The sequence below is a fragment of the Pseudomonas sp. R9.37 genome (assembly GCF_963878885.1).
In the GTDB taxonomy this organism is placed as follows: domain Bacteria; phylum Pseudomonadota; class Gammaproteobacteria; order Pseudomonadales; family Pseudomonadaceae; genus Aquipseudomonas.
Map to the genome: position 1 here is coordinate 306,066 of NZ_CAWNZA010000043.1, position 18,192 is coordinate 324,257.

Annotated in this window: 13 protein-coding genes and 1 pseudogene; 6 read left to right on the forward strand and 8 right to left on the reverse strand. The window is 61.1% G+C overall.

What is annotated here, in order from left to right; all coding sequences use genetic code 11:
* Positions 1–16: 16 nt before the first annotated feature.
* The 7 genes from phaC to AACU78_RS20515 all read right to left on the reverse strand — a co-directional run bounded on the left by phaC (position 17) and on the right by AACU78_RS20515 (position 9,498).
* Positions 17–1,696: a class II poly(R)-hydroxyalkanoic acid synthase gene (phaC, locus tag AACU78_RS20485; RefSeq protein ID WP_106577521.1), complete on the reverse strand. Its 1,680-nt coding sequence runs from the start codon at positions 1,694–1,696 to the stop codon at positions 17–19.
* A gap of 249 nt (positions 1,697–1,945) precedes the next feature.
* A complete protein-coding gene (locus AACU78_RS20490; protein ID WP_106577522.1) occupies positions 1,946–2,323 on the reverse strand; it encodes a gamma-butyrobetaine hydroxylase-like domain-containing protein in 378 nt (125 codons plus the stop codon).
* 147 nt (positions 2,324–2,470) lie between these two features.
* On the reverse strand, positions 2,471–3,808 hold the full coding sequence (gene hslU / locus AACU78_RS20495) for an ATP-dependent protease ATPase subunit HslU (protein ID WP_076018085.1): 1,338 nt from the start codon (positions 3,806–3,808) through the stop codon (positions 2,471–2,473).
* Between the two features lie 37 nt (positions 3,809–3,845).
* Entirely contained in the window at positions 3,846–4,376 is a 531-nt protein-coding gene (hslV, locus tag AACU78_RS20500) for an ATP-dependent protease subunit HslV (RefSeq protein ID WP_010563201.1), read from the reverse strand.
* A 258-nt stretch (positions 4,377–4,634) separates the two neighbouring features.
* Entirely contained in the window at positions 4,635–5,336 is a 702-nt protein-coding gene (locus tag AACU78_RS20505; RefSeq protein ID WP_053253947.1) for an SPOR domain-containing protein, read from the reverse strand.
* Between the two features lies 1 nt (position 5,337).
* Positions 5,338–7,074: an arginine--tRNA ligase gene (argS, locus tag AACU78_RS20510; protein ID WP_106577523.1), complete on the reverse strand. Its 1,737-nt coding sequence runs from the start codon at positions 7,072–7,074 to the stop codon at positions 5,338–5,340.
* Between the two features lie 204 nt (positions 7,075–7,278).
* Complete coding sequence (locus AACU78_RS20515; RefSeq protein WP_106577524.1) at positions 7,279–9,498, reverse strand: primosomal protein N'; 2,220 nt, start codon at positions 9,496–9,498, stop codon at positions 7,279–7,281.
* Between the two features lie 437 nt (positions 9,499–9,935).
* Between AACU78_RS20515 and rpmE the strand changes: the two genes are divergently transcribed.
* Positions 9,936–10,166 carry a 50S ribosomal protein L31 gene (gene rpmE, locus AACU78_RS20520; protein WP_049710411.1) on the forward strand — a complete coding sequence of 77 codons (231 nt, stop codon included), beginning with the start codon at positions 9,936–9,938 and terminating at the stop codon, positions 10,164–10,166.
* 287 nt (positions 10,167–10,453) lie between these two features.
* Complete coding sequence (locus tag AACU78_RS20525) at positions 10,454–11,722, forward strand: malic enzyme-like NAD(P)-binding protein (RefSeq protein ID WP_071497103.1); 1,269 nt, start codon at positions 10,454–10,456, stop codon at positions 11,720–11,722.
* Positions 11,723–11,933: 211 nt separating this feature from the next.
* Here AACU78_RS20525 and AACU78_RS20530 read toward each other — a convergent pair whose 3' ends face one another.
* On the reverse strand, positions 11,934–14,399 hold the full coding sequence (locus tag AACU78_RS20530; protein ID WP_371924131.1) for a penicillin-binding protein 1A: 2,466 nt from the start codon (positions 14,397–14,399) through the stop codon (positions 11,934–11,936).
* A 221-nt stretch (positions 14,400–14,620) separates the two neighbouring features.
* Between AACU78_RS20530 and pilM the strand changes: the two genes are divergently transcribed.
* The 4 genes and pseudogenes from pilM to AACU78_RS20550 all read left to right on the forward strand — a co-directional run.
* Positions 14,621–15,274: a type IV pilus assembly protein PilM gene (gene pilM, locus AACU78_RS20535; protein WP_106577763.1), complete on the forward strand. Its 654-nt coding sequence runs from the start codon at positions 14,621–14,623 to the stop codon at positions 15,272–15,274.
* Complete coding sequence (locus AACU78_RS20540) at positions 15,274–15,825, forward strand: PilN domain-containing protein (RefSeq protein ID WP_106577526.1); 552 nt, start codon at positions 15,274–15,276, stop codon at positions 15,823–15,825. The genes pilM and AACU78_RS20540 overlap by 1 nt, the downstream gene beginning before the upstream one ends.
* Positions 15,822–16,793: a pilus assembly protein PilP gene (locus AACU78_RS20545; protein ID WP_106577527.1), complete on the forward strand. Its 972-nt coding sequence runs from the start codon at positions 15,822–15,824 to the stop codon at positions 16,791–16,793. The genes AACU78_RS20540 and AACU78_RS20545 overlap by 4 nt, the downstream gene beginning before the upstream one ends.
* 141 nt (positions 16,794–16,934) lie before the next feature.
* A pseudogene (locus AACU78_RS20550) lies at positions 16,935–18,188 on the forward strand (type IV pilus secretin PilQ); the annotation flags it as partial.
* Positions 18,189–18,192 lie beyond the last annotated feature (4 nt).

The following is an 18,192-nucleotide window of genomic DNA, read 5'->3' on the forward strand; positions in this document are numbered from 1 at the left end:
TTGATCCCATTCCAGCCTACCTTTCGTGAACGTATGTGCCCGGCGCCGCCTCAGCGGCCGCATAGGTTTTGTTACCCAGACTCGTAGGTGCTTTCTTCAACTTACCTGCCCGCTCTGCCTGCCACACCTGCCAATGCAGCCACCACGAGTCAGTGTGCTTGGTCGCATTTTCCTGCCATTCCAGCGCCTTGCCCGCCAGGCCATCGCTGGTCTGGTAGCGCGCCTTGGGGTTGCCCGGCGGGTTGAGGATGCTCTGGATATGCCCACTGCTGGACAACACAAACTCGACCTTGCCGCCAAACAGCTGCGCCGACTTGTAGCAGGACTGCCACGGCGTGATGTGGTCGTTGGTGCCGGCCAGTGAGTAGATGTCGGCGGTAACCTGCTTGAGGTCGATCGGCGTGCCGCACACTTCCAGTGCGTTGGCACGCACCAGCGGGTTGTTCTTGAACAGCTCGATCAGATCACCGTGAAAGGCGGCCGGTAAACGCGTGGTGTCGTTGTTCCAGAAGAGGATGTCGAACACCGGCGGCTCGTTGCCCAGCAGGTAGTTATTGACCCAGTAGTTCCAGATCAGGTCGTTGGGGCGCATCCAGGCAAACACCTTGGCCATGTCGCGGCCTTCCAGCACACCGGCCTGGTAGGAGTGGCGCTTGGCTGCCTCCAGGGTCTGCTCGTCGACGAACAGCGCTACCTGGGTGTCCAGCGTGGTGTCCAGCACGCTCACCAGCAAGGTCAGGGCGTTGACCTTCTTCTCCCCCAGCGCCGCGTAGTGGCCCAGCAGCGCGGTGCAGGTGATACCGCCGGAGCAGGCGCCGAGCATGTTGATGTCTTTGCTGCCGGTAATCGCCGTAACCACATCGACCGCTTCCTTGAGCGCCTCGATATAGGTCGACAGGCCCCACTCGCGCTGGGCCTTGGTCGGGTTGCGCCAGCTGACGATAAACGTCTGCTGGCCATTACGCAGGCAGAAGCGCGCCAGGCTCTTTTCCGGGCTCAGGTCGAATACATAGAATTTGTTGATCTGCGGCGGCACCACCAGCAGTGGGCGCTCGTGCACCTGTTCGGTGATCGGCTTGTACTGGATCAGCTCCAGCACGTCGTTGCGAAAGACCACGGCGCCTTCGGTGGTGCCCAGCGTCTTGCCCACTTCGAAGGCACCCATGTTGACCTGGCTCGGCATGCCGCCGTTGTGCACCATGTCCTTGGCCAGATGGGACAAGCCATCGAGCAGGCTTTTGCCGCCGGTTTCAAAGAAGCGTTTGACCGCCGCCGGGTTGGCCGCGCTGTTGGTGGGGGCCATGGCTTCGGTCATCAGGTTGATCACGAAGTGGCCGCGGCTGATGTCTTGTTCCGACAGGTTGCTGTCGCCGATCCAGTCGTGCAGTTCCTTGCGCCACGCCAGGTAGGTTTGCAGGTAACGTTTGTAGAGCGGGTTCTGGCTCCACGCCGGGTCGTTGAAGCGACGGTCATCGCCTTCGGGCACCAGCGCGGATTTGCCGAACATCACGTTCTTCAACTCGACACCAAAATGCGCGACGTGTTTGACGCTGTGTAACGGTTGCTTGATGGCTTGGGTCAGCACCATCTTCGCCGAAGCTAATAAGTCCTTTTTTCGTAACGCGATGATCGGGTTCAGCCCCAGGGTGTTTTCAGAGGCCTGGCGTTTCAAGTCATCGTTATTCTTGTTACTCATCTACGACGCTCCATTGTCCGAAAGACGAGTACCGGCGATTGCTGCGCACCCAATTTCGATACACGACACCAGCCTGGTACTGCGACTCGGGTGACCGTTGATACCGCATCGTCAAATGCAGGGAACTTGCCAGTTCCATTGGTTACCCGAGTTTAATTTTTTTCGCAAGCGGGCCAATCGTTGACCACGCGACAGGGCATTCAAGCAGATGAAATTAGAAAATGCCCTCTAAAGAGCAAGACGCCTGAGTTAGAGCATCAGCCGTACGACCGACTCGCTCGGGTCGCGGGTTTTACCGGCTGCTTTGAGCTCAGCAAGATAGTCGGCCCACAGGGCTTCCTGGCGCACGGCCAACTGGTAGAGGTAATCCCAGGTGAACAGGCCGCTGTCATGGCCGTCGTCGAAGGTCAATTTCAGTGCGTACTGACCGGCCGGTTCTATCTTGATCAGCCTGACGTTGATCTTGCCGAATTGCAGGATGGGTTTGCCGTGGCCCTGGACCTCGGCGGAAGGCGAGTGGGTGCGCAGCAGCTCGGCGCTGAGCTGGTAGGCCTCATCGGGCCCGTAGGTGAGGCTGAGGGTGTTGGAGGTTTTGTGCAGGTTTACAGCAGTAGGGAATTTGGTCATGGCGATCATCCTGAAGGAACCGGCTTCAAAATGTGGGAGCGGGCTTGCTCGCGAATGCGGTGTGTCAGTCAGCAGATCTGATACTGAGACACCGCATTCGCGAGCAAGCCCGCTCCCACAGTAAAGCAAAGCGGTCCTGAGTGAGGCTTACAGGATATAACGAGACAGGTCTTCGTTCTGCGCCAATTCGCCCAGGTGGCTGTTGACGTAGTCGGCGTCGATCTTGATCGCTTCGCCGTTTTGCGCACCGGCCATGTCACCGGCGCTGAAAGACACTTCCTCCAGCAGGCGCTCAAGCAAGGTGTGCAGGCGACGCGCACCGATGTTTTCGGTCTTCTCGTTGACCTGCCAGGCAATCTCCGCCAGGCGCTTGATACCGTCCGGCAGGAACTCGATCGCCAAGCCTTCGGTTTTCAGCAGCTCACGGTACTGCTCGGTAAGCGACGCATGCGGCTCGCTGAGGATGCGTTCGAAGTCGCCTGGGGTCAGCGCCTTGAGTTCCACACGAATCGGCAGACGGCCTTGCAGCTCCGGCACCAGATCGCTTGGTTTGCTCAGGTGGAACGCACCGGAGGCGATAAACAGGATGTGGTCGGTCTTGACCATGCCCAGCTTGGTGTTCACGGTGCAGCCTTCGATCAGCGGCAGCAGGTCGCGCTGTACGCCTTCGCGGGACACGTCGACGCCACCGGAGTTACCGCGCTTGGCCACCTTGTCGATCTCGTCGATAAACACGATGCCGTGCTGCTCGACCGCTTCCAGCGCCTTGGCCTTGAGTTCTTCTTCATTCACCAGGCGCCCGGCTTCCTCGTCGCGCACCAGTTTCAGCGCCTCTTTCACCTTGAGCTTGCGGCTTTTCTTCTTGCCCTTGCCCATGTTGGCGAACAGGTTCTGCAGCTGGCTGGTCATTTCTTCCATGCCAGGCGGTGCGGAAATATCCACGCCAGACACTTCGGCGACTTCGATCTCGATTTCCTTGTCGTCCAGCTGGCCTTCACGCAGGCGCTTGCGGAACAGCTGACGGGTATTGGAATCGGACGACGGCGCGGCATCTTCGTTAAAGCCCATGCGCGCCGGTGGCAGCAGGGCGTCGAGGATGCGTTCTTCGGCGGCGTCTTCGGCGCGGTGGCTGACCTTGGTCATTTCCTGTTCGCGCAGCAACTTCAGTGCGGCGTCGGCCAGGTCACGAATGATCGACTCGACGTCGCGGCCCACATAGCCCACTTCGGTGAACTTGGTGGCTTCGACTTTGATGAACGGGGCGTTGGCCAATTTGGCCAGGCGCCGGGCGATTTCGGTTTTACCGACGCCGGTCGGGCCGATCATCAGGATGTTCTTCGGCGTTACTTCAACGCGCAATTCTTCCGGCAATTGCATCCGGCGCCAGCGGTTACGCAGCGCAATGGCAACGGCGCGCTTGGCATCGTCCTGGCCGATGATATGGCGATTAAGTTCATGGACGATTTCGCGGGGAGTCATGGACATAGTGTTTGGCGGCCTCAAGCGGGAATAAGCCTACGGCTTACTCGGCGAGGTCCTGCTCCTCAATGGTGAAGTTGTGGTTGGTGAACACGCAGATGTCGCCGGCAATACCCAAGGCAGTCTCGACGATTTCACGGGCCGACAGATCGGTTTTCTTCAGCAAGGCGCTGGCCGCCGCTTGGGCATAACCACCGCCGGAACCCATGGCGATCAGGCCATGTTCAGGCTCAACCACATCGCCGTTACCGGTGATGATCAAGGACGCGTCTTTGTTGGCGACGGCCAACATAGCTTCCAGGCGGCTGAGGGAGCGATCGGTACGCCATTCTTTGGCGAGTTCGACCGCGGCGCGAACGAGGTGGCCCTGGTGTTTTTCCAGCTGGCCCTCGAAACGCTCGAAGAGGGTGAAGGCGTCGGCGGTAGCGCCGGCAAAGCCCGCGAGAACCTGCCCGTGGTATAGACGACGCACCTTTTTGGCGTTGCCTTTCATCACGGTGTTGCCAAGGGAAACCTGGCCGTCGCCGCCCATGACGACTTTGCCGTGGCGACGTACTGAAACGATGGTGGTCAAGGGGAGAGTCTCCACGCAGCGGGGCGAAAATGCCCTGATGGAATCTCATATGGGGGTGGCGGGAGGGATTTCAACCGTAGAGGGTTATGGCGGACGGGCGGTGTTTATAAGTCTTACACTTTCTCAAGCACACCTCAAAACCAAATGTGGGAGGGGGCTTGCCCCCGATGGCGGCGCATCAGTCGCCAAAAATAGTGACTGATTTACCGCTGTCGGGGGCAAGCCCCCTCCCACATTTTGATCCGCGTTGACTCTGGATCAGCGGCTCTGGCGTTGTTGTAACAACAGGTTGCTAAACCCTGCGCCGGCCAGCTGCTTCTGCGCCACGGTCAGCTGTTCACGGTTGCTGAATGGCCCCACCAGCACGCGATACCACGTCGCATCCTTGACCGTGCCGGACTCCACTGTCACCGCCTGGCCCAGCAGGATGATCTGCGCACGCACGCGATCCGCGTCCGCCTGTTTCGGGAACGAGCCCGCTTGCAGGAAGAACTTGGTCACCGGCGCAGCCTTGGTGGTGGCCACGGGCGGCGGTGGCGGCGGGGTGATCCCGGCCAGCGCAGCTTGCGCCCGCGCGGTGTCGATTTTCGCCGCTTCCGCTGGCGTCACCGGCGTGGTCGGCACTTGCGGCGTCGGCAGGGTCTTCTCCGGCACGGCGTCGGGCGGCACGATCACTTCCGATTCCGGCAGCAGCGTGTAGAAGTCGTATTTCGGCTTCACCGGTGCAGTCGGGCTTGGCGCCGTCTTGTTGGCTTCGGCCATTTTCGTGGCCTTCTGCTGCTCTTGCTTGACGCGCTTGACGTCATCGCCCTTGCCCGGCTCCAGCTTCATCAGGATCACGACGAACGCACCGACCGCCAGGCCGATGGCCATCCACAACCAGCCCGGAATCGGCTTCTTTGCCGGGGCTTGATAGCGGCTGGCGCCGCGCTTGGGTGCAGGTTTTTTCTTGGCAGCCAACTTACATACGCTCCAGGGTTTCCAGGCCTAACAGTTCCAGGCCTTGCTTGAGGGTCCGTCCAGCCAGTGCGGCGAGGCGCAGGCGACTTTGCTTTTGGGCTTCGTCGTCGGCGGTGAGGATCGGGCAGTTCTCGTAGAAGCTGGAGAACAGGCCGGCGACTTCGTACAAATAGGTGCACAGGATATGGGGCGTGCCTTTCTCACCGACGCTGTTCAGCACTTCGCCGAATTGCGCCAGTTTGGCCGCCAGTTCCTGTTCATGCGGGGCATCCAGCACGATCTGGCCTTCAACTTCGCTGAAGTCCTTGCCCAGTTTGCGGAACACACCGGCGACGCGAGTGTAGGCGTACAGCAGGTACGGCGCGGTGTTGCCTTCGAAGTTGAGCATCAGTTCGAAGTTGAAGCTGTAGTCGCTGGTGCGGTGCTTGGACAGGTCGGCGTATTTCACCGCGCCAATGCCCACCACGCGGGCGATGTTGCGCAGCTCGGCTTCGGCCAGTTCCGGGTTCTTTTCCTTCACCAGGTTGTAGGCACGTTCCTGGGCTTCGTTCAGCAGGTCGATCAGCTTCACGGTGCCGCCGTCGCGGGTCTTGAACGGGCGGCCATCGGCGCCGTTCATGGTGCCGAAGCCCATGTGTTCCATGTGCATCGGGTGCGTGACGAAACCCGCGCGGCGTGCCACTTCAAACACCTGCTGGAAGTGCAGGGCCTGGCGCTGGTCGACGAAATACAGCGCGCGGTCGGCTTTCAGCACGCCGCTGCGGTAGCGCACGGCCGCCAGGTCGGTGGTGGCGTAGAGGTAGCCGCCATCGGCCTTGACGATGATCACCGGCAGCGGCTCGCCGTCGGCGGTCTTGAATTCTTCGAGGAACACGCACTGCGCGCCGTTACTCTCGACCAGCAGGCCTTTGGCCTTGAGGTCGTTGACCACGTTGATCAGGTCGTCGTTGTAGGCGCTTTCGCCCATCACGTCGGCCATGGTCAACTTCACGTTGAGCAACTCGTAGATTTCCTGGCAGTGCGACAGCGAGATCTCGCGGAAGCGGCCCCACAACGCCAGGCATTCCTCGTCACCGGCTTGCAGCTTGACCACCAGGCCACGGGCGCGGTCGGCGAATTCTTCGGATTCGTCAAAACGCTTTTTGGCGGCGCGGTAGAAGTTTTCCAGGTCGGCCAGCTCGTTGCTGGTGATCGGGTTTTCCTGCAGGTAGGCCATCAGCATGCCGAACTGGGTGCCCCAGTCGCCCACGTGGTTCTGACGGATCACGGTGTCGCCGAGGAACTCCAGCACCCGCGCCACGCCGTCGCCGATGATGGTCGAACGCAAGTGGCCGACGTGCATCTCTTTGGCCAGGTTGGGTGCCGACAGGTCGATGGCCACGCGCTGCAGCGGGCCGGCCTTGCGCACGCCGATCCGGGCGTCGGCCAGGGCGGCGTCCAGGCGCGAGGCCAGGGCCTGGGTGTTCTGGAAGAAGTTGATGAAGCCAGGGCCGGCAATTTCGGCCTTGGTGACGCTGTCGTCAGCCGGCAGCGCGGCAATGATTTTTTCCGCCAGGTCGCGCGGTTTCATGCCCGCAGGCTTGGACAGCATCATCGCGATGTTGCTGGCGAAGTCACCGTGGGTCTTGTCGCGGGTGTTTTCCACCTGGATCGCCGGCGTCAGGCCTTCAGGCAACACACCTTCGTTGACGAGTTGGGTGAGGGCTTGTTGGATCAGCTGGCGAATGGTGTCTTTCATGGTGTTCTCTTTCGACCGCAAGCGGCGGCGCGCGATGCGCAGGTGGAAAAACTGGGCATTATCCGTGGCGAGGGCAGGCTTGCCAACCGTTCAGACGGGTTGGTAGACCTGCGGGCCTCGTCGCGGGCAAGCCCGCTCCCACATTTAAGGGTATTCACATTTCAAAATGTGGGCGCTGGCTTGCCTGCGATAGCGGTTTTGCTATCAATACAAATCTACCGGGTCCACATCCAACGACCATCGCACCTGGCGGCCACTGGGCATTTGCTCCAGAGCAAGCAACCAGCTACTTAATAGCCGATGCAGGGGCGCGCGGGAGGTTGCCTGCAAGAGTAGCTGAGCGCGATAACGCCCGGCGCGGCGTTCCATAGGTGCAGGCACCGGGCCGAGCAATTCGATGCCGGTCAGACCCAGTTCGCCGAGCAAACGTTCGGCGGCGCTGCATGCCTCATCCAGAAAACCTTCCGCCTGCCCCGGTTTATGGGCCTCGGCCCGCAGCAGTGCAAGGTGAGAGAAGGGCGGCAAGCCGGCAGAGCGCCGTTCACTCAGCGCCTGCTCGGCGAAGGCGAAGTAGCCTTGTTCTGTCAGCTGGATCAGCAGCGGATGGTCGGCCAGGTGGGTCTGGATAATCACTTTGCCCGGCTCTTCAGCGCGCCCGGCGCGGCCTGCGACCTGCACGATCAGCTGCGCCATGCGCTCGCTGGCGCGAAAATCACCGGAGAACAGGCCGCCGTCGGCATCCAGGATCGACACCAGCGTCACCCGCGGAAAATGGTGCCCTTTGGCAAGCATCTGCGTGCCGATCAGGATGCACGGCTGGCCTTTCTGGATGGTCGCGAACAGCTGGTTCATCGCGTCTTTGCGCGAGGTGCTGTCGCGGTCGACCCGCAGCACCGGGTAGTCCGGGAACAGAATGCCCAGGCGCTCTTCGGCGCGCTCGGTGCCCGCACCCACTGGGCGCAAATCCACTTTGCCGCACTGCGGGCAGTGGCGCGGCACCCGCTCCACATGGCCGCAGTGATGGCAGCGCAGCTCGCCGTGGCGCTGGTGCACGGTCATGCGCGCATCGCAGCGCTCGCACTCGGACATCCAGCCGCAGTCATGGCACAGCAACGTCGGCGCAAACCCTCGGCGGTTGAGAAACACCAGCACTTGCTGGCCGGCGGCGAGGGTCTGGCCGATGGCTTGCTGCATCGGTCCGGAAATGCCGCTGTCCAGTGGACGGCTTTTTACATCCAGGCGCAGGAAGCGCGGTTGCTTGGCGCCGCCTGCACGCTCATTCAAACGAAGGAGCCCGTACCGGCCGGTGTAGGCGTTGTGCAGGCTTTCCAGGGACGGCGTGGCCGAGCCCAGCACAATCGGGATGTCTTCCTGGCGTGCGCGCACCAGCGCCAGATCGCGGGCGTGGTAGCGCAGGCCTTCCTGCTGTTTATAGGAGCCGTCGTGCTCCTCGTCGATGATGATCAGCCCGGGGTTCTTCATCGGCGTGAACAGCGCCGAGCGGGTGCCGATAATAATGTCGGCTTCGCCGTCCCGCGCGGCCAACCAGGACTCTAGGCGTTCGCGGTCGTTGACCGCCGAGTGCACCAGGGCGATGCGCGCGTTGAAGCGCTGCTCGAAACGCGCCAGGGTTTGCGGGCCCAGGTTGATCTCGGGGATCAGCACCAGCGCCTGCTTGCCGGCCTGCAGGGTTTCGCGGATGAGCTGCAGATAGACTTCGGTCTTGCCGCTGCCCGTCACGCCCGCCAGCAGGAACGCGTGGAAACTGTCGAAGCCTGCGCGGATCGCTTCATAAGCAGCACGTTGCTCGGTGTTCAGCGGCAGTTCGGGCTGGGCCAGCCAGTGTTCGTGGCGTGGGTCGGGAGCGTGCTTGCGGATTTCCACCTGCACCAAGCCCTTGGCCAGCAGCAGGTCGAGGCTGTCCTTGCTCAGCATCAGCTTGCTCAATAGCTGATGCGCCACGCCGTGGGGATGCTGCGCCAGCGTGGCCAGGGCTTCACGCTGGCGCGGCGCGCGGGCGATGCGCGGGTCATCGAGGCGCGCGCCGGGCACCATCGACCAGAAGCGCTCCTGGCGCGCTTCGGCCAGCTCGCCCTGACGCAGCAGCACCGGCAGCGCCCAGCTCAACGTATCGCCCAGGCTGTGCTGATAATACTGAGCGGTCCACAGGCACAGCTTGAACAGGGCCGGTGGCAGCGGCGCAGTGGCGTCGAGGATGGCGATGGCCGGCTTGAGCTTTTCTGCGGGTACTTCGCTGTGGTCGGCGACTTCGACCAGAATGCCGATCATTTCTCGGCGCCCGAACGGCACGCGCACGCGCATGCCTGGCTGCAACTGCGCCCGCAGCACGCCGGCGGGGGCTCGGTAGTCGAACAGACGGCGCAGGGGCGAGGGCAGGGCTAGGCGCAAAATGGCGTCGGGCACGCGGGGAATCTCATATAAAGGCAGGCGGTGGCGCAGGGGCGGGAGCCTAGCAGACCTGCGGTAGAGGTGTCCCGTCTCTGCTGCAGCAGCCAGCACTTCTGTGGGAGCCGGGCCTATCGTGGCGAGCAGGCTTGCCCTGCGTTGGGGCGCGCAGCGGCCCCGATGCCTACAGCGAGTTTTGACTGCAAAAACACCATTGGCCTATTGGGGCTGCTTTGCAGCCCAGCGCAGGGCAAGCCTGCTCGCCACAACACGCCCGGCTCCCACATTGATCGTGGTGAACCGGCAGTTTTTCTGATGAAAGGGGCTCATATGTGGGAAATCGGCCGGAAGCGCCGCTTGCGCGTTTAAAAAGGTCTGGTAGAATCCGCGGCCTAATTACGTGCGGTATTCGACAATAGTGTCGAGTGGCGGCACGCTAGCCCGAGGAAGTCACCATGAAAGCCGATATCCATCCAGCGTACGAAACCATCGAAGTAACCTGCAGCTGCGGCAACAAGTTCGAAACACGTTCGAACCTGTGCAAGCCACTGGGTACTGACGTATGCAACGAGTGCCACCCGTTCTACACCGGTAAGCAGAAAACTCTGGACACCGGCGGCCGTGTACAGCGCTTCGCAGATCGCTTTGGTGCTTTCGGCAAGAAGCCTGCTACTCCAGCAGAGTAAGGCTCAAAAGCCCTCCGGGTTTTTGTTAGCTGTTGAAGAAGGCGTCCTTTGGGACGCCTTTTTTGTGTCTGCAATTTGGCTGCGCGTGATTCAAATCGATTTTAATAAAAAAATTGTAGACATTTTTTAATGCGATTGTGAACAGTTGAGCCCTTGTATCCCGTGGCTCTTGGCCAAAAGTCGTAGCGCAGGGCCCTTGACACCTGTGACTGCTCAGTCTTGTAGGGACTTTGCGACACGCGTATCCTCGGCGGTCCGTCGACCAACAGTAAAAGCGGAATGCCGATATGTCTGATTTGAAAACTGCCGCTCTCGAATATCATGCCCATCCTCGTCCAGGAAAGCTGAGTGTAGAGCTCACCAAAGCCACTGCCACCGCCCGCGACCTGTCGCTGGCCTACAGCCCTGGCGTTGCCGAGCCCGTACGTGAAATCGCCCGCGACCCTGAACTGGCGTACAAGTACACCGGCAAAGGCAACCTGGTTGCAGTGATTTCCGATGGCACCGCGATTCTCGGCCTGGGCAACCTCGGCCCATTGGCTTCCAAGCCAGTCATGGAAGGTAAAGGCGTGCTGTTCAAGCGCTTTGCCGGCATCGACGTTTTCGACATCGAAGTCGACTCCGAAAGCCCGCAGGCTTTCATCGACACCGTAAAGCGCATTTCCATCACGTTCGGTGGCATCAACCTGGAAGACATCAAGGCACCTGAGTGCTTCGAGATCGAAAAGGCCCTGATCGAGCAGTGCGACATTCCGGTATTCCACGATGACCAGCACGGCACCGCGATCGTTACCGCGGCCGGCATGATCAACGCCCTGGAAATCGCCGGCAAAACCCTGGCTGACGCGCAGATCGTCTGCCTGGGTGCCGGCGCTGCTGCCATCTCCTGCATGAAATTGCTGGTGAGCATGGGCGCCAAGCTGGAAAACATCTTCATGGTCGACAGCAAGGGCGTTGTTCAGTCCGAGCGTACCGACCTGAACCAGTACAAGGCGATGTTTGCCCACGCGACCGACAAGCGCACCCTGGCTGACGCCCTTGACGGTGCAGACGTGTTCGTCGGCCTGTCTGGCCCGAACCTGCTGAGCGCCGAAGGCCTCAAGTCCATGGCGGCCAACCCGATCGTGTTCGCCTGCTCCAACCCTGATCCGGAAATCTCCCCGGAACTGGCACACGCCACCCGTAACGACGTGATCATGGCCACCGGCCGTTCGGACTACCCGAACCAGGTCAACAACGTACTGGGCTTCCCATTCATCTTCCGCGGTGCCCTGGACGTTCGCGCCAAGCGCATCAACGAAGAGATGAAAGTCGCTGCTGCCAACGCCCTGCGTGAACTGGCCAAGCTGCCGGTGCCTCAGGAAGTGTGCGACGCCTACGGTGGCATCAAGTTGGAATTCGGCCGTGAGTACATCATTCCGAAACCAATGGATAAGCGCCTGATCACCCTGATCTCCGATGCCGTGGCCAAAGCCGCTATCGAGACCGGTGTGGCGACCCTGCCGTATCCGAAGCACTACCCGCTGCAAAGCGTGGATGATGTGTTCAACGGCTAAGCCGTTGTAGCGCACCAACAAAAAGCCCCGGCTCTTGCGAGTCGGGGTTTTTTTATTGCCTGCGATTAACTGGAGCTGCGTAGGAATCCAGATGTGGGAGGGGGCTTGCCCCCGATTGCGGTGTATCAGTCAGCAGCTTCATTGGCTGGAAGTTCGCTATCGGGGGCAAGCCCCCTCCCACATTTTGCACCTCGTCAGCTCGAGGTCGCGATCAGAACAGATCGATCGGCGCCCCTTCATCGGCCGGCAGCGGGCTGCCCGGTGCAACACCATTGCCCAGTTCGTTGACCGACGGCGGCGTGTCTTCGCTCTTGAACAGCTCGAAGTACGCGTTCGGCGTGCTTGGCGAAGCCGCACGGCCACTCACCGGGTCAATGCGCAGGCTGAGAATGCCTTCCGGCTCAGGCTGGGTGTGCAACGGCTTGTCCTTCAAGGCCGCGCCCATGTAGCTCATCCAGATCGGCAACGCGACGGTGCCACCAAACTCGCGGCGACCCAGGCTTTCCGGCTGGTCGTAGCCGGTCCACACGGTGGTCACGTAGTCGGCGTTGTAGCCGGAGAACCAGGCGTCCTTGGAGTCGTTGGTGGTACCGGTCTTGCCGGCAATGTCCGCACGGCCCAGCGCCAGGGCGCGACGGCCGGTGCCTTTCTTGATCACGTCTTCCAGGATGCTGTTGAGGATATACGTGGTGCGGCCATCCACTACGCGTTCAGCGACTGCGGGCGTTTGTGGCTCGTTTGCGGCGGTGGTGTTCGGTGTGGCTGGCGCTGATCCCGGTGTCGGCTTGATGGTGATGCCGCCGTTGCTGGGCGCCGCGATGCCATCAGGCGCCGCCAAGCCGTTGACTACGTCACCCGGTACGCGCGGAGGGTTGGCGGTAAACAGGGTGTCGCCATTGCGGCTTTCGATTTTGTCGATCAGGTACGGTGAGATCTTGTAGCCGCCGTTGGCAAAGGTGCTCCAGCCCGTGGCGATTTCCATCGGCGTGAGGGTCGCGGTGCCCAGCGCCAGGGACAGGTTGGGCGGCAGGTCCGACTTGTTGAAGCCGAAACGCGTCATGTAGTCGATGGTTTTGCCGACGCCCATTGCCTGCAGCAGGCGGATCGACACCAGGTTACGCGACTTGTACAGCGCCTCGCGGATGCGGATCGGGCCGAGGAAGGTGTTGGTGTCGTTCTTCGGGCGCCAGACCTTGTCCAGGTACTCGTCGACAAACACGATCGGGGCGTCGTTGACCAGGCTGGCGGCGGTGTAGCCGTTATCCAGTGCGGCGCTGTAGACGAACGGCTTGAAGCTCGAGCCCGGCTGGCGCTTGGCCTGGGTCGCACGGTTGTAGTTGCTCTGCTCGAAGGCAAAACCGCCGACCAGGGCGCGGATCGCACCGTTCTGCGGGTCCAGGGACACCAGCGCGCCTTGGGCCACAGGGACCTGGCTGAATTTCAGGCTGTCGTCTTTCTGGCGTTGCACGCGGATCAAATCACCCACCTGCGCCACGTCCGAGGGCTGCTTGGGCATCGGGCCCATGCTGTTGGTGTTCAGGAAGGGGCGTGCCCACTTCATGCTGTCCCACGGCACATGCGCTTCGCCGGAGCGGGTCAGCACCTGCACGCCATCTTTCTTCACTTGGGTGACGATGGCCGGTTCCAGGCCGCTGATCGGGCGCTGTTTGCCCAGTTCAGTGGTCCAGGCGCTCAGCGTCTTGCCGGGCAGGCGGGATTCGGGGCCGCGGTAGCCGTGGCGCTGGTCATAGGTCACGAGGCCATCGCGTACCGAGTTGTTGGCAATTTCCTGCAAGTTGCTGGGAACGGTCGTGGTCACGCGGAAGCCTTCGGTGTAGGCCTCGCTGCCGTAACGGCCGACCATCTCGGCGCGCGCCATTTCAGCGATATACGGTGCGTTCACTTCCGGCGTCGGCACGTGGTAGCTGGCATTCAGCGGTTCGGCCACGGCGCTTTCATAGGCGGCCTGGTCGATCTTGCCCAGCTTGTACATGCGGCCGAGGATCCAGTCGCGACGCTCTTTGCTGCGCGCCGGGTTGGCCAGCGGGTTAAAGCGCGAAGGGGCCTTGGGCAGGCCGGCAATCATTGCCATTTGCGCCAGGCTGGCATCACGAATCGACTTGCCATAGTAGACCTGCGACGCCGCTTCGATGCCGTAGGCGCGGTTACCCAGGTAGATCTTGTTCACGTACAGCTCAAGGATCTCGTCCTTGGTCAGCTGGCGTTCGATCTGCAGGGCCAGCAGGATTTCAGTGGCCTTGCGCGAAAAACTGCGCTCGCTGGTGAGGAAGAAGTTCTTCGCCACCTGCATGGTGATGGTGCTGCCACCGGATTGAATGTGTCCGCTTTTTACCAGTTGGGTAGCCGCACGCACCAGGCTGCTGGGGTCAACGCCGTAGTGATTGGCGAAATTATCGTCTTCTGCCGACAGCAGGGCATTGATGAAATTGGGTGGAATGTCGGCGAAACGGATCGGTGTGCGGCGCATCTCGCCGAACTCCGCGATCAGTTTTTCGTCGCTGCTGTAGACCCGCAAAGGAATCTGCAACTGGATACTTCTGAGTGCCTCTACGGAAGGCAAACCCGGACTAAGGTAGAGGTAGGCACCGCTGAGTACGAGCAGCAGCCCGCAGACGATCGCGACAATGGAGTACCCGAAAAACTTCAGCAGACGAATCAAGGCTTTTGGATTTCCAGAGAAAAGAATGAGTTAGGCGTCGGGGCATGCATGGCAAACGATGGATCGACCCGAGCAGCAGATAAATAGCGGGAAAAAACGCTGGGCATTAAAGCATTTTTCGGCTTGGGGCGTCATTCACGCCACTCAAACAAGTCGACCGAATGCACGGTGGCCGGCGGTAATCAGGCGGTATGACAGGCAAAGTTTTGGGGAGTTTTATGAGAAAGGGATTTTTCAGGCGCAAAACCGACACCCTGCTGGGCGTCGACATCAATGACACGGGCATCAAGCTGATAGAACTGGGCCGTTCGGCCGCGGGTTACCAGGTGCAGGGCTACAGCACCCAAATGTTGCCGCCGAATGCGATGGTCGATGGCACTTTGTTGGACCTTGAAGAGGCAGGGCGCGCCTTGCACCTGGCGTTATCCCGGCTACGCACGTCCGCACGGCAGGCGGCGGTTGCTGTAGCGGGCCCGTCGGTCATCACGCGGGTCATCGACATGGAGGCAGGGCTCAGTGATGAAGAGATGGTGTGGAAGATCCAGATGGAAGCCGACCAGTACATTCCTTACCCGCTGGATGAGGTGGCCATCGATTTTCAGGTGCGTGGCCCTTCGGCCCAGGATCCGGCCCGGGTCGAGGTTTTACTGGCTGCCTGCCTGAGGGAGCAAGTCGAGGCTCGCACTGCGGTTTTGGCCCTGGCGGGGCTCGTGACGCGGGTGGTGGATGTCGAAGGGTTTGCATTGGAGCGCGCTTGCAGTCAGGATTTCGCCAGCTTCACGCCGGGTCATCAAGTCGATGGCACACAATGGGCCGTGGATGCCCACGGGATGGGAATTGCTTGCGGGTTGGCCCTGAGGAGTTTCGCTTGATGACAAGAATCAACCTTTTGCCCTGGCGCCAAGCCCTGGCGGACCGGCGTCGCAAATACTTTCTGATGTTTTTGCTGGCGTTTGCCTGTGCGGCCTTCGCGGCGTTATGGCTGGCGGACCAGGTGATCGACCAGGCCATCGACCGGCAGGGCGCACGCAATAACCACCTGAGCAAAGAAGTGACTGTCGTCGATTCGCGCATCAAGACCATCGGCGACTTGCAGGAGCAAAGCCAGCAACTGGCCGCGCGCATGAAAGTCGTGCAGGACCTGCATGATGCCCGCTCTTCCAGTGCACAGATGTTTGATCAACTGGCCCGCGCGGTGCCCGAGGGTGTCCATCTGCATGAAGTGGTGGCGAACGGCGACACCATCAGCGTCAGCGGCAGTGCCGAGTCCAGCCAGGACATTGCTCAACTGATGCGCCGCCTGGAAGCCTCGCAGGGCACCCACGCCACTCGGCTGCAGCATGTGCGAGCAGAGGGCGAGCGGGGCGGTAACGAATTCCAGTTGATGGTGCGCCAGGGGGAATCCACCGAGGCTCAGCCTTGAGCCTGCCCAGGCTCGACTTTTCCACGTTCTCTCACAACGCTTCGAAATGGCCCTTGCCGGGCAAGCTTCTGCTGGGCTGTGCGCTGGCAGGCTTGGTGCTGGTGGTGGGCGATTGCGTTTATTTGAGCCCGTCACGCGAGCGTTTGCACGAGCGGGAGGCGCAGGAAGAGGTCTTACAACAGGTGCTCGCGCAGAAAGTCGATCTGGCCTCCCGCCTTGAGGGCGGTGCCCACCCGGCTCAGGTGATGCAGGAAAAAACCGGCGGGGCCTTAGGGCATTTGTCTGGCACACCTGACATGCCGGCCCTGCTGGATGAAATTGCGCGGCTGGTGGCTGCCAACGGCGTGGTGGTCGAAGGTGTCACGGTGCTGGACGAGCAAACTCGGCCGTTTTACATCGAGGAACCGGTGCAGGTCGATGTGGTTGGGGCCTACCACGACCTGGCTACCTTCGTGAGTGCGTTGGGCGGCTTGTCCCGGATTGTTACCGTGCATGACATCACGCTTCGTACTGAAGGGTCGTTGCTGCGCCTCGGCATGTTGGTGAGGACCTACCGCAGCACGTCGCTGCGCGGCGAGCCTGACTCGGTTTTCGAGTCGGGGCCAGCATTCGTCTACGACGCATTTTCCCTGCGCGACCCGTTCCAGCCGGTTGCATTGCAGGTTGATCACCTGCCCGGACGCCCGGTGCTGGCGCCCGACCTTGCCCGAGCCCGCGGCGCCCTGGAAAAGGTCGCCATCGACCAGTTCGAGATGGTCGGTACGCTGTCTCGTGGTGAGCAGAACTTTGCGCTGTTGCGTGTGGCCTCCACGGTGCACCGGCTGGCCGTTGGCGACTACCTGGGGCCGAACCACGGCAAGGTCACGGCCATTCATGACGGCTACATCGAACTGGCAGAGCTGTTCCCCGATAAACAGGGCGCGTGGCTGGAGCGCCCGCGAATCCTCGTGTTGAAACTCAACTCATAACGGAATCAAACAATGAAATGGACTTTCTCGTCCTTCGGTGTGGCGCTATGGATAGCGTTCACGGCACCGACGGCATTCGCTGTGCCCAATCGTGTGGACCTTATCCAGCTGCCGCCGCCTGGCGGCACGGCGCCAGGCACCTATAACGGCGCCAAACTGAACCTCAACTTCCAGAACATCGATGTGCGTGCGGTATTGCAGCAGATTGCCGATGTTGCCGGGCTCAATCTGGTTGCCAGCGATGAAGTGCAAGGCTCCATAACCTTGCGGCTCAAGGACGTGCCCTGGGACCAGGCGCTGGACCTGGTATTGCAGACCAAGGGGCTGGATAAGCGCGTGAAGGCCGGCGTTTTGCTGGTGGCACCTGCCGATGAGCTGGCGGCGCGTGAATTGCTCACGCTGGAATCGCGCAGGCAGATGGCCGAGCTGGCGCCTTTGCGCCGCGAGCTGTTGCAGGTCAACTACGCCAAGGCGGCGGACCTGGCCAAGCTGTTCCAGTCGGTGACAGGCCTCGAAGGCGCCGGCGATGAGCGCGGTTCCGTGGCAGTGGATGACCGCACCAATAACATCATTGCCTACCAGACTGGCGAGCGCCTCGAAGAGCTGCGCCGGATTGTGGCGCAACTGGACGTCCCGGTGCGCCAAGTGATGATCGAGGCGCGGATCGTCGAGGCCAATGTTGATTATGACAAAAGCCTCGGCGTGCGCTGGGGAGGGCGACTCAACCGTGCCAATTGGGGCGCTGGGGGCATCAGCAAACCCTTGGCCGCCGGTGCCGAGCCACCGCAGAACCCTGTCAGTTCGCCATTTGTCGACATGGGGGCGCTCACCGGTACATCGGGCTTGGGCATCGCCTATATCACCAACAACCTGTTGCTGGACCTTGAATTGACGGCCATGGAGAAAACCGGCAACGGCGAAATCGTCTCACAGCCCAAGGTGGTCACTTCCGACAAGGAAACGGCGCGGATCCTCAAGGGCACCGAGATTCCCTATCAGGAATCCAGCTCCAGTGGCGCCACCTCAGTGTCGTTCAAGGAAGCTTCGCTATCGCTGGAAGTGACCCCGCAAATCACCCCTGATGGCTGGGTGATCATGGAGGTCAAGGTCACCAAGGATGAGCCCGACTACCTGAACAAGCTCAACGACGTGCCACCGATCAAGAAAAACGAAGTCAACGCCAAGGTGCTGGTCAAGGATGGCGAGACCATCGTCATCGGTGGCGTTTTCTCCAATACCCAGAGCAAAGTGGTAGATAAAGTGCCATTTTTAGGCGATGTGCCGTATCTTGGCCGCCTTTTCCGGCGCGATGTGATGGCGGAAAGAAAATCCGAGCTGCTGGTATTCCTGACTCCGCGTATTATGAATAACCAGGCGATTGCTGTGAGTCGTTGATTCT